Raw genomic sequence first — 12,460 nt, 5'->3', positions numbered from 1 at the left:
TTAAATCACATAAAGATATCTTTATGTCTTGATTGGATCGAAGATGAGCGAACCCTTGAAGCTTGGACTGGATGCGCTGGTGGACGTCTTGAAGGCGGCCGGCGAGCCCACGCGCCTGCGTCTTCTGGCGCTTCTTGACGGCGGCGACCTGACGGTGACCGATCTTACCGAAATTCTCGGCCAATCCCAGCCCCGCATCTCCCGCCACCTGAAGCTGCTCGGCGAGGCCGAACTGATCGAACGCTACCAGGAAGGCGCCTGGGCCTATTTCCGCCTCAAGCAGGACGGTAAGGCAGCCATGTTGGCGCGGGCGCTGCTGAAGCATGTCTCGGAGAACGATCCCACCGTCCTTCGCGACGGCGAGCGGCTTTCGCAGGTCAAGCGCCAGCGGGCCGAGCGGGCACAGGCCTATTTCAGCCGCAACGCGGCCGAATGGGACGAGCTTCGCCGCCTGCATGCGGCCGATGAGGAGGTCGACGCTGCCGTCATCCGGCTGCTCGGCAGCCAGCCGATCGATTCACTACTCGATCTCGGCACCGGCACCGGCCGCATCCTCGAACTCCTGTCCGGGCTCTACCGCCGGGCGACCGGCGTCGATGCCAGCCGCGACATGCTGAGCGTGGCGCGCGCCAATCTCGACAAGTCCCGCATCACCAAGGCCACCGTGCGTCACGCCGATATCCTGAACCTGCCTTTCGAGGGACAGGATTTCGACCTGGTGACGATCCACCAGGTGCTGCATTTCTTCGATCAGCCGGAGATTGCGATCGCGGAAGCGTCGCGCATGCTGCGGCCGGGCGGCCGGCTCGTGGTCATCGACCTTGCGCCGCACACGCTCGAATATCTCCGCGACGAGCATGCGCATGTCCGTCTCGGTTTTTCGCACCAGGCGATGTCCGACTGGTTGCGCAAGGCCGGGCTCGACGTCGAGCAGGTCGTCGATCTTCATCCGGGTCAGCAAAGCGGGCAGGGGTTGACGGTCACCGTCTGGCTCGCGCGCGATCCGAGGCGCCTCATGGCTTCGCAGACGAGCGAAGGCGCCGAACCTACATTTGCCGGGAGGGTATGACATGGCTTTGAAAAACGAAGCGCGCGGCCGCAACATCAGGGTCTCCTTCGAATTCTTCCCGCCGAAATCGGAGGAGATGGAAGGGCAGCTCTGGCATACCGTCAGCGAACTGCAGGACTGGGACCCGGATTTCGTGTCGGTAACCTATGGCGCCGGCGGCACCACCAGAGCGCCGACGCTGACCACCGTCACGCGGTTCCTGTCGCAGACGCCGCTTGCCACCGCCTCGCATCTCACCTGCGTCGGCGCGACGAAGGAAGAGACGCATCAGGTGGTCGATACGTTCCGCAAAGCCGGCGTGACGCATTTCGTGGCGCTGCGCGGCGATGCGCCCGGTGGTGCCGGCGCGCCCTACCAGCCGCATCCCGGCGGATATGCCAATGCGGCGGAGCTTGTGGCCGGCCTGAAGGAAATCGGCGATTTCGAGATTTCGGTTTCCGCCTATCCGGAAAAACACCCGGAAAGCCACGACACGGCGGCCGATATCGACATGCTGAAGCGCAAGGCCGACAATGGCGCCGACCGCGCACTGACGCAGTTCTTCTTCGACAACGACAATTTCGAGCGCTACCTGGAACGGGTGCGCGGTGCCGGCATCTCGATCCCTGTCGTGCCCGGCATTATGCCGATCCAGAACCTGACGCAGCTGAAGCGTTTCGCCGGGGCCTGCGGCACCATCATCCCCGCCTTCCTCGACGAGCGCTTTGCGGGTTTCGACGACAAGCCCGAGGAGCGGGCGAAGGTCGCCGCCGAAGTCGCTGCCGAACAGATCGAAGATCTCGTCCGGCGCGGCATCCACGACTTCCATCTCTATACGATGAACCGTGCGCCGCTGGTTTCCGCCGTGCTCGACAATCTCGGCCTCTCTCGCCCCGGCCGCGAAACAAAAAGTGCTGGCGCAGCCGCCTGATCTTTGCGTGTCTGAAGGACGTGCGGCGCTGTAGAAGTGAAAAGCGCATGTCGGGCGGGACATGCGCTTTTTCGTTGGCGGATTGATCAGCTATTCAGGAGTTTAGGCACTATCAGTCATTACACTTTCGTCGGCCAGCTCAGATGAAGAGCATGGACAAGACGAAAGCAAACGCTGCACTGACCAACAGAACATTCAAGGATTGCGTGAGTCCCATGTCTGTCTCCTCGCGTTAACCGGCCAATAATATGTCTGAAATATGTCGGTTGGGAAGCAGATCTTATGCTGCGCTGCAGAAGGGCTCAGTGGATAAGTCGAATAGCGTTTCGGCAAGTGTTTGAAATTATTTGTTAATTTGCAACAAATTTTTGTTCACGGATTTTAACATGCCGTTAAATCGGGCGATTGCGCATTTACCTATGCGCCCAAAACATGGCGGGATCTCAACCGGTTGAAAACATGTGGAATTCGCAACCGGTTTCAGGCGGCCTTGGCCAGCAGGCGATAGGCGCGGCCGTCGAGAATGACGAGGCCGAAACCGATCAGCGCCATGCCGGCAAACTCGCTCAGTGCGAGCCTTTCGCCGAGGAAGAGCACGCTGAGAAGGATGGCGCTCGGCGGCACCAGCAGGGTGACGAGCGAGGCATTGGTGGCGCCGGCCGCCGCCATGATCCGGAAATAGAGGATGTAGCCGAAGGCGGTCGACAGCAGCGCCAGCGCCAGGATGGCGAGGAGGGCATCGAGCGGCGGTGCGGCAAGCGCCCATGGGCGATCGGCCAGCAGCGACAGCGGCAGCGCAATCAGCGAAGAGGCGGTCAACTGTCCGGCTGCGGTGACAGGGGCGGGAACATTCTTGAAGCGTTTTCCGTAAGTGGCGGCGAAACCATAGGAGATTGCGGCAAGCACGGGAAGAAGCAGCGCCCAGAGCGGGGCTTGGCTGCCGGCCGACATGCCGGGGCCGATCAGCACGACCGTTCCGGCCAGCCCGACCAGGCAGCCGGCGATCTTTGCCGGCGACAGCTTTTCGTCTGAGGTGAAGTAGTTGGCGATCAGCACGGTCCAGATCGGCGTCGTCGCATTCAGGATCGCCGCAAGACCGGCGCCGATGCGGGTCTGGCCGAAGAAGATCAGCGCATGCGGCAGGGCATTGTTGATGAGCCCGAGGATCAGGAATTCGGGCCAGCGGACCTTGAAGATCGCATAGAAATCGAAACGGCCGGCGATATAGATATGCAGCGCCAGCGCTGCGAGCAGCAGCCTGAAGAAGACCAGGGTCAGCGGCGGCACGTGCTGGACAGCGATGCGAGCAAAGAAGAACGAACCGCCCCAGATCAGGCCGAGCAGAACCAGCAGACCCCAGGTCCAGGCATTCATTCTGCTGTCCATGCCGATTCCTCCATCGCAAGCCGCTCGCTTGATGCTTTAGCGTAGGCGGCGAACGGCGCCACCCGTTTCTTGCGAAGCGGGCGGCGGCAGGGCGTCAGCTGAGATCAGAGGGCGTTGAGAAGGGCAGGCGTCGCCCATCCGTCGGCCGGCATGCCGAGGCGCTGCTGTTCCTTCTGGATCGCGACACGCGTGCCGGAGCCGAGGATGCCGTCGATCTCGCCGACATCATGGCCGAGCGACTGCAGCTTGGTCTGCAGCGCCTTCATCTGGTCGCTGGCAAGCCCCTGTTCCGGCACGCCCTTGAGGTACGGCTCAGCGCCCGAAAGGCGTGTCCCGAAATAGGCGGCCGAGGTCGTGTAGATGAACGACTTGTTCCATTCGAGATAGATCTTGAAATTGGGATAGGCGATGAAAGCCGGTCCCATGCGGCCCTGCGGCAGCACGAGGTCGCCTTCGAGATCGCCGAAAGCTGTATTACCGTCGCGCGGCTTGACGCCGAGTGCGAACCATTCGGCCGCCTTCATCGTGCCGCCAAGACCGGATTTCTCGAAGGGCAGGTTGTCGGGCACGGTCACTTCCTGCAGCCAGGGCTGGCCGCGCTCGAAGCCGAGGTGCTGGATGAATTTCGCCGCCGTCAGGATGGCGTCCGGGCTGCTCTGTTTCAGGCGGACATGGCCGTCACCGTCGCCATCCATGCCGTAGGCAATGATGTCGCGCGGCAGCATCTGCACCTGGCCGATCTCGCCGGCCCAGGCGCCGGTATTGGTGGCGGGGTCGAGGTCGCCATGCTGGACCATCTCGATAAGGGCGATCAGCTGCGGACGGAAGAGTTCCGGGCGGCGGCAATCATGCGACAGCGTTACCAGGGCGTTGCGGGTGTTGAAATCGCCTTGGACGGCGCCGAAATCGGTTTCCATCGCCCAGAAGGCGGTGATGACGCCGGGGGGGACACCAAATTCCTGCTCGGCGCGGGCAAAGACGTCGGCATATTGCTTCATTTTCTGGCGGCCAATGTCGAGGCGGGCCTGGCTGACGGTGCGCTGGGAGAATTCCAGGAAGGTCTGCTTAAAGACGCCTTGGGCGCGATCCCGGCTCAGGACCTTGGGATCGATATCGGCGCCGGCGAAGGCCTCGTCGGCGGCTGCGGCACTGGCGCCGGCTGCGACGGCATCTTTCTTCACGCCTTCGAGGAAGGCGGACAGATCGCCGCCGCAGGGTGCTGCCGGGGCTGCGTCCGGCGCCTGCTGGGCGGCCGCGCCGCCTGCGAGTGCGAGGGCAAACAGAAGGGCGAGTGCAGAGCAGCTTGCGAGCGAGCGGTGCATGGATGCGGTCCTTATATCAAACAGATTGCCGTCGCTTTCACAGACGAATGTGACGGAAGCAAGAAACATCGCAAGACGTTACTAAGAATTTCTATCCTTGGAAACGGTGGCCACCCAATTGTTCCAGTTCTTTGCGCTGCCGGCAAAGACATTGATATCGGTCGGTCCACTGATGCCGGGAATAACCCCGGTCGAGGTATATTGCCAGAAGGCCCAGCGGCGGTCGGAATAGGTCACCTCGGGGTGTTTTGCCACCGAACGGACCCAGAAATGATAATCCTGGAAGTAGCCGGCGAGATTTTCGCGGTGGAAATCGACCGAGGTATAGATGATCGGGCGCTTGCCGTAATAGGCTTCCAGCCGGTCCATGAAACGCTGCATTTCGGCGCGCACCGTTTCAGCATCGGGACGGTAGCGGCAGGTCTTCGATTCGGCGTTCCATTCGACGTCGAGCACCGGCGGCAGGCGCATGGCCTCCTTCGGCACGTTGCGGATGAACCAGTCGGCCTGCTGATCGGCGGAGGAGCAGAAATAGTAGAAATGATAGGGAGCGTGCGGGATGCCGGCGGCGCGGGCCTCTCGCCAGTATTCGTCGAAGCGCGAATCGACCCTGTCCTTGCCTTCGGTCGCCTTGATGAAGGCGAAGGCGACACCAGAATTCTTTACCGTGCGCCAATCGATATCGCCCTGCCATTTGGAGATATCGATGCCGTGGACCTGGTTCTGCTGCGGATGCTTTGGACCGAAATCCTGGGGATCGGTGTCCTTGAAGCGCGTCTTCGGCTTGATCGACGCCGTTTCGAGGTAGTCATAACCGGAGGAACTGCAGCCGGCCAAAAGGATGGCTAGGGGCAAAACGCAAAACAAAAGCCGGCGCATGGGCGTCCCGTCGTAGCTCGAATGATCTCTTTGCCCCACAACCTGACCTTCGAAAAAGACGAGTCAGCAGAGGATAACCCTCTTTTCACCATATCAACGTAAAAAATCGGTTAGTTTCAAGCGAATTATGAGCGCTTGCTGATAATAGCTGCCCGCCAGGCATAACCGCCGCCGACGGTATCGAACAACAATATCGCGTTGTTTTCATGGGCTTGCGCTTCCAGGACCTCACGCAGATCGGGGCGCGGGGTGACGTGGAATTTCGCAAGCCAGGACTGCAGCATGCGCCGGAACCAGCCCGGCAAGCCTTCCTGCTGGCCGAAATCGACGATGTACAGCTGGCCGCCGGGATTGAGGGCGGCGATCGATGCATCGACGGCGCGCTCCCAGTCCGGGATCATCGACAGGGCATAGGAAATAAGGATGCGGTCGAAGCCGCTGACGCCGAATTCGCGCGGTGTGAACGCCGTGGCGTCGGCGACGCGGAATTCCGGGATCGTCGCCTTGGTGGCGAAGGTCTTGCGCGCCGAAATCAGCATTTCCTGGGAAATGTCGAGGCCGAACAGCTTGGCGGTCGGGAAATGCCTATGGGCGAAAGCCATGTTGCGCCCCGTGCCGCAACCGACTTCAAGCAGCGTGCCGCCTTCGGGCACGTCGAGGTTGCGGATCGTGCTGTCGCGGCCGAGAAGATAATATTTGCGGGTCAGGTCGTAGATATGACGCTGGTGGCGGTACATGCCATCCATGAGGCTGGCATGTTCATCGCTCTGTCCTGCCGTCTCAGTGCCGACCTTGCTCACGCTTTCTTCCCGTAAATGTGGAAGCCGCCGTAGATTGCCGAGCGATCGAGCGCAGTCAGTTCACGCGACTTCCCTTCGAAGTAATCCCATTGGTCGCGGATCGCCGGAGCCAGGCGGCCTTCGATGATGCTTTTTTCGGCGGCGGTGCGGAAGATCACGCGGGCGCCTTCGCGCGCCGTGCGGGTGATTTCCGTCCAGACGTCGTTCAACTGCTCGTCCGTCATCCAGTCCTGTGCGTCGAGCAGGATGTAGCGGTCGCGCGAGGCGGCCGGCTCGCGGGCCAGAAGCTCGGTGAAGCTTGCATGGTGAACGTTGACGCGGTCGACATTGGCGCGGATCACCTGATAGTGCTCCGACTTCAGATAGGTCGGCAGCGGGCCTTCCGCTTCGGTGCCGTAGCGGCGGCCGAAGGCCTGCCAGGCGAAATAATTGTCGCTCATCGGGAAATGACAGGCGAGCTTTTCCAGGCGGTGCTTCAGCACCGGCGCGATCGAATGATCGGCGGCAAGGCTTGCGAGTTCGTCATATTGCTGTGGCGGAATGCCGAGGCCGAAGAGCGAGCTCTTGCGGCCGGTGATCCAGCGCACGACCGGCTTTTCGAAGAGCGGCGCGATCTGCTCGTCGAAGAACTGGCGCTGCTCACGGATCGAGCGGGTCTTGGTCATCTCCCGCAGCTTGACGCCATGCAGGCGGGCAAGAAGGTGGGCGGCGCCGATGAAGCGGCCGAGCAGGCCCGTTTCGTAAATGTTGCGGTCAAAGACCGTGACGCGGCGACGGCCGAACTTGCGGCCGTTCCAGTAGCTGCGAGTCGCCTCATCGAGACGGGCGGCGAGATGCTGGTCGTAGGCGCGGCTGTTCGACTTCTCGTTCGGCATTGCTAGGAAGCGGACGAGATCGGCATGGCCGGGAAGGTGCTTGAAGGCGGCAAGCTTCAGACGGTTCAGCGCGATGTGGTGCGGGTTGAGATCGACGACGTCGATCGAGGCCGGCGCTTTGGAGAGATAGGCGAGCATGTTGCAGCCGCCGGAGCCGATGGTGACGATGCGATGGTTTGGCTTAAGCTCCATCGCCTGCATGTCGAGATCCGGATCCTCCCAGATCTGCGGATAGACGAGGCCGGAGAAAAGAAGACCGAAGAGACGCTCGGAAAAGCCATCCTTCGAAAAAGCCTTATGGCGAAGAAGGGCGTCCTTAAGTTTCCGGTTCTTGCGGAAGCCGGCATCCGGTGCAAATTCTGACATGAGTCTGTCACCTTTTTAGCGTTCAGGGCGTGTAGCGCGCCTCTGCTACAGTTTGATGACGCGGGCTGTGGGCGCCGTTCTTCGGAGGCTTCGACCTCCTCGGGCGAGCGACCGGGATGGCTCTCCTGGGAAAGTGATCGGGAGGATCGCCCTTCTTCGGTTCGGCCTCTTTCCGGCGCGTGCGATTCCTGCTTTTCTCCCGGCATGGAGGAATGCCATGCGATTTGTCCTGCGTATCTTGAAGGCGCTTGCTCTCCTTCTCGTTCTTCTCGTCATCACTGCCGCCGGCTGGCTGTTCATCCGGCCGCCGGAACTGCTGCGCGTCGGAGACGGCTATGCCGCCAAGATCGTCTGCTCCAATGTCTTCATCGCCGGCCGGGAGGCGGAGGATGTGCTCCATGACGATGTCCAGGCGCCTGGAAATCCGCTGCTGCGGCTGTTGCGCGTCAGCGTCGACCGCGACAACGACCGTGTGACGGCGCGCTTCATGGGGCTGTTTGCGCCGAGTTATGCGCTCTACCGCGGTGCTTTCGGCTGTACGAGCGTGCCGGACGGCAATTTCGAGGCGGCCGCGAAGGCTGCGCCCTTCGATCCGCCGGCCAAGATGCAGGCGAATGACGCCTTGTGGCCGGAGGGCGAGGGGACCGGCAATCCGGCGGACGGGAAGATCGCCGCGCTGCTTTCCGATGCCGGAGTTGCCGGCCCGGCAATGCGGGCGATCGTGGTGGTGCGCAATGGCCGCATCGTCACTGAGGCCTATGGCCCCGGCTTCTCGGCGAAGACGCCGCTGATCGGCTGGTCGATGACGAAGACAGTGAATGCGACGATCCTCGGCCGGCTGATGCTTGGCGGCAAGATCTCCTTCGACGACGATAACCTGCTGGCGCAGTGGAAGAACGATGCGCGTGCCAAGATCAAGGTTTCCGATCTGCTCGGCATGGAGAGTGGCCTTGCCTTCAACGAGAACTATGGCGACGTCGCCGATGTGACGCGCATGCTCTATCTCGATCCCGACATGGTATCGCTACCGGCCGGTGCGCCGATGGAGGCAGCACCCGGCCAACGCTTCCGCTATTCGAGCGGCACGGCTGTGCTGCTCTCGCGCATCTGGATGGACAGGGTCGGCAATGCTCAGGCGGCTTTTTCCTATCCGCACGACGCGTTGTTTGCCCCGCTCGGCATGACGAGCGCCGTGTTCGAACTCGATGCGCGCGGCACGTTCGCCGGAAGCTCCTACCTTTATGCGACGGCGCATGACTGGGCGCGCTTCGGGCAGTTCCTGCTGCAGGACGGCGTGTGGAACGGCCAGCGACTGTTGCCGGAGGGTTTTGTCGGCGCCATGCGCACTCCGACGGCGGCTTCGAACGGGCGGTATTCGCAGGGCCAGGCCTGGCTGTCACCCGGCCGCGGTTCGAGCGCTGGGGCCGGGCTGCCTGAGGATACATTCTGGCTGACGGGGCACGACGGGCAGAGCGTAGCGATCGTGCCTTCCGCCAATCTGGTGGTCGTCAGGCTCGGCCTGACACCGAGCCGGCTCGGCTACCAGCCGCAGACGCTGCTGAAGGCGATCCTGGCGGCCCTGCCGCAATCGGGGGCGCAGCAGCAGGCCGGATCGCAACGACAAGCCCAGCCGCAGCCATAGGCCGCCGTTTCAGCCGTCATCCCTGTTTCAGAAATTAACCGGTTTCAGTAGTTGCCTTGGGCGATGTCGGTCATGCCCTTTCGCTTGGCGTCGTAATAATAACCGCGCGCGTAAAGGCGAACGGCGTCGTCTTCCTTACTGTCGGAGACGAGCCAGGCACCGCGCAGATATTTCGCGGCATACTTGATGTTGGTCTCGGCATCGAAGAGGCCACCCGGGGCACCGCCGTAGCCCATGGACTTGGCGGTGTTGTACTTGATCTGCATGAGGCCGAAATAGCCGCGCTTGTTGTAGGCCTTCGCATTATAGCGGCTCTCGCGATGCACGACGCGATGGAGCAGGGTCTCGGGAATTTCGTAGATTTTCGAATATTTTTGGATGAGCTTGGTGACAAAGCTCTTCTCGACGGTCGGCGCATCGTCTTTGTCATCGTCGCTGAACATCGGGGGTGCGGTCGGCGGATCGATCGGCCCGGATTCGTCGAAACCGTAGTCCATGCTGGCGCGCGGCGTGGTGTCGACTGCGGCAAGTGCTGCAAGCGCGCTGTTTTGCCGTGTCGCGGCAAAGGCAAGCTGCGTCGTCGGCTGTGCCGGCGTCCCCGGACGCGGCGTCGGCACGACGGACTGGATCGCCGTCATCTCGGGCGTCATCGGAATCTGCGCATAGGCTGCCGGTTGCATGCCTGCCTGCATGGCAAGATCGCCAGGCTGGGAGGCTGTCACGCCCGGCATCGCCGTTGCGGTCAGGGAGGGGGATGTCTGTGGAATGGTGGCGCCTGCAACAGCCTGACCGGCTGTGCCTTCGGCTGTCGGGATCGCGGCGAGTGTTGCATCTTCGCCGGGTTTCGGCATCGGCACGACGGTCTGGGCGGCTGTCAGTTCGGCCTGGGACGTGTATTCGACGCTCGTACATCCGGTCATCACGCCGCAGAGGATCGTCGAGACGACAAGACTGCGCTTCAGGCCGGATAATCCGATCGCTACCATTCCGCCACTTTCGTGAAATCGCGCCGCCCCGGCAGCGTATAAAAGTTACCAAAAGCCTTAAGCCCTGGTGACCCCATTAACCTATTCGTGGCATTCCGGCAACCACGGAATATTACTAGGCTGCAATACGGCGATACCCCGCCGTTACGGCCCCTGCAGCGATCAGCAGAGTGCCTCCGGTTCGGTTTACGGCGCGCTGGATGCTCGCCTTGCGAATCAGTCCGCGTGCGCTATGGGCGAGAAAGGCGTAGGTGGAAGCGTTGAGGATCGCCAGCACCAGGAAGGTCGCTTCCATGATCGCCATCTGCCCGACGAAGGGCAGGGCCGGATTGAGGAACTGCGGCACGAAGGCGACGAAGAAGATGATGCTCTTCGGATTGAGGGCGGTGACGACGTAGGCGTGGAGGAAGATCTTGAGCGACTTCTCCTCCGGAAGGTTGTCGTTGTCGGCAACCGGTTCGCCGATGATGGGAGCCCGCCAGAGCTTGATTCCCAGCCAGATCAGGTAGGCGCCGCCGATCCACTTCAAGATGGTGAAGAGGGTCGCGGAGGCGGCCAGGACGGCGCCGAGACCGAAGAGAGAAGCCGTCATCGCCGTGAAGTCACCAAGCGCCACGCCGCCCACCGTCGCGAACGCCGTCCGGCGCCCATGACCGAGCGCATAGGAAACGACGAGCAGTATCGTCGGCCCCGGTATGGCCAGCATGATGGCGGATGCCGCCGCAAAAGCGAGCCAAGCTTCAAGTGACATGGTGTCTCCTCCTATTCCTCAGGAACAAGCAAAGACATCATATTAACCATCCGTCAATCACGCTTCTTTGTATTTCTGGCCTATATTGTCCATGACTTCGGCAAACCATGCCGTCGAAAGGTCAAAAGCCTTGCCGCCCTTGATGCGCGGGAATTCTATAGTGCGCAATTTACCGTTCTGGCCTTCATCATGGCCGGTGACGCCGGAGACTTTATTGAGCGCGCTTTCGACGGCGAGATCGACCATGCTCTGGATCAGCCTGAGGTCATCGCCGTTGGCGGGTGCCGAGCGGGCGAAATAACCTGATTTCTGCACCAGGGAACGCTCGGCGTCGAGCAGATTGGCGAACTGCTTCTGAAACCAGGCGCCGACATTGATCGTGTCGATTTTCACATGGCCGAAAGCGTCGCGCTTGACCGTCTCGCCGGCGGCTTCGCGCTCGGCGACGATGGCATCGAGGCAGGCGCCTTCCGAGACGAAGACCGTGGCGTGGCCGTTGCGGTCCATGCTTTCCTTCAACCGGGCGGCCTCGGCCTCGAGGTCGAAGGCCATCTCAGGCAGGTAGACGGCGTCGATACTCTTCAGGTGCGCGTCCATCATCAGGCCGTCGACATACTGGTTGCGGCTGGTGCGCTGCAGATAGGCGCGGGCGGTGGCGGCCGTCAGCCAGCCGCAATGGCGGCCCATGACTTCATGGACGACGAGGGTGCGGGGGGCGGCCGTCTGCTCGTTGCCGACATTGTCGAAGAAATGCGCGCCGACTTCGGCGGCTGTCCAGGCGCCCAGCGATTGGCGGATCGGCACGACGTCATTGTCGACAGTCTTCGGCAGGCCGACGACGGTGAGATCATAGCCGTTGGCGGCGAGGTAGGCGGCAAGGTCGGCGGCCGTGGTGTTGGTGTCGTCGCCGCCGATCGTGTGGAGAATGGTGATGCCGTCATTGGCGAGGCGTTCGGCGGCGACCCGCAGCGGGTTCTCGCCTTCCTTGACCAGGCCGCGCTTGACGCAATCGGCGGCATTGGTGAGCTTGACGCGGCTGTTGCCGATCGGCGAGCCGCCGTAGCGGTGCAGCAGCGGCGCCTTTTCGCGCATCGCGCGGGTGATCTCGATGCTGTCGCCGAGGAGCACACCCTGGTAGCCCGACTTGTAAGCGACGATTTCGAGTTCGGGCGCGATGTCGCTATAGCGTTCGATAAGGCCGCCGACGGCGGACGAAAGACAGGGCGCCAGGCCTCCGGCGGTCAGCATTGCGACTTTCTGTTTGGCCATGATCCCTCCTACGGTGTTTCGGTGCGGCAGCGTTAGCTAGCGCATGGATGCGGCAGGGAAAGGGCCCTGTAAAGTAAAGAATTTACGAAAAATGCGTGTTTCTGCCGTGTTGCACCGCAAAGGCGACGCGAAGTGCTGATATAATCGTTTCAACCCGGTCTGCTTGTCGGAAGTGGCCGTGGAATTTTCCGCCGCGCGCTCCGGA

General features: G+C 61.9%; 11 protein-coding genes. 3 read left to right on the top strand and 8 right to left on the bottom strand.

Going from position 1 to position 12,460, the window contains the following annotated elements:
• The first annotated feature begins 43 nt into the window (after positions 1–43).
• Both RL_RS17155 and metF read left to right on the top strand, forming a co-directional pair.
• Entirely contained in the window at positions 44–1,069 is a 1,026-nt protein-coding gene (locus RL_RS17155; protein ID WP_011652821.1) for an ArsR/SmtB family transcription factor, read from the top strand.
• Between the two features lies 1 nt (position 1,070).
• Complete coding sequence (metF, locus tag RL_RS17150; protein ID WP_011652820.1) at positions 1,071–1,979, top strand: methylenetetrahydrofolate reductase [NAD(P)H]; 909 nt, start codon at positions 1,071–1,073, stop codon at positions 1,977–1,979.
• 480 nt (positions 1,980–2,459) lie between these two features.
• Here metF and RL_RS17145 read toward each other — a convergent pair whose 3' ends face one another.
• The 5 genes from RL_RS17145 to RL_RS17125 form a co-directional block, all read right to left on the bottom strand.
• The gene (locus tag RL_RS17145) at positions 2,460–3,365 is read right to left on the bottom strand and encodes a DMT family transporter (RefSeq protein WP_011652819.1); all 906 of its coding nucleotides are present in this window, start codon (positions 3,363–3,365) and stop codon (positions 2,460–2,462) included.
• Positions 3,366–3,469: 104 nt separating this feature from the next.
• On the bottom strand, positions 3,470–4,687 hold the full coding sequence (locus RL_RS17140; protein ID WP_011652818.1) for a lytic murein transglycosylase: 1,218 nt from the start codon (positions 4,685–4,687) through the stop codon (positions 3,470–3,472).
• 81 nt (positions 4,688–4,768) lie between these two features.
• A complete protein-coding gene (locus tag RL_RS17135; protein ID WP_011652817.1) occupies positions 4,769–5,566 on the bottom strand; it encodes a glycoside hydrolase family 25 protein in 798 nt (265 codons plus the stop codon).
• Positions 5,567–5,691: 125 nt separating this feature from the next.
• Positions 5,692–6,366, bottom strand: a complete 675-nt coding sequence (locus tag RL_RS17130; RefSeq protein WP_011652816.1) for a class I SAM-dependent methyltransferase — start codon at positions 6,364–6,366, stop codon at positions 5,692–5,694.
• A complete protein-coding gene (locus RL_RS17125) occupies positions 6,363–7,607 on the bottom strand; it encodes a DUF3419 family protein (protein WP_011652815.1) in 1,245 nt (414 codons plus the stop codon). The genes RL_RS17130 and RL_RS17125 overlap by 4 nt, the downstream gene beginning before the upstream one ends.
• Before the next feature lie 217 nt (positions 7,608–7,824).
• Here RL_RS17125 and RL_RS17120 point away from each other — a divergent pair, with 217 nt between their 5' ends.
• Positions 7,825–9,249 (top strand): serine hydrolase domain-containing protein, encoded by a 1,425-nt coding sequence (locus tag RL_RS17120; protein WP_011652814.1) that lies wholly within the window; start codon positions 7,825–7,827, stop codon positions 9,247–9,249.
• Positions 9,250–9,293: 44 nt separating this feature from the next.
• On the opposite strand, the gene RL_RS17115 is transcribed toward RL_RS17120, so the two are convergent.
• The 3 genes from RL_RS17115 to RL_RS17105 all read right to left on the bottom strand — a co-directional run bounded on the left by RL_RS17115 (position 9,294) and on the right by RL_RS17105 (position 12,255).
• Positions 9,294–10,235, bottom strand: a complete 942-nt coding sequence (locus RL_RS17115) for a lytic transglycosylase domain-containing protein (protein ID WP_041936399.1) — start codon at positions 10,233–10,235, stop codon at positions 9,294–9,296.
• Positions 10,236–10,350: 115 nt separating this feature from the next.
• The gene (locus RL_RS17110; RefSeq protein WP_011652812.1) at positions 10,351–10,986 is read right to left on the bottom strand and encodes a LysE family translocator; all 636 of its coding nucleotides are present in this window, start codon (positions 10,984–10,986) and stop codon (positions 10,351–10,353) included.
• Positions 10,987–11,043: 57 nt separating this feature from the next.
• A complete protein-coding gene (locus tag RL_RS17105; RefSeq protein ID WP_011652811.1) occupies positions 11,044–12,255 on the bottom strand; it encodes a pyrophosphate--fructose-6-phosphate 1-phosphotransferase in 1,212 nt (403 codons plus the stop codon).
• Between the last annotated feature and the right edge of the window lie 205 nt (positions 12,256–12,460).

The sequence above is a fragment of the Rhizobium johnstonii 3841 genome (assembly GCF_000009265.1).
Classification (GTDB): domain Bacteria; phylum Pseudomonadota; class Alphaproteobacteria; order Rhizobiales; family Rhizobiaceae; genus Rhizobium; species Rhizobium acaciae.
Note: the sequence above shows the minus strand (reverse complement) of the source record. Positions and strands in the feature narration are given on the sequence as shown.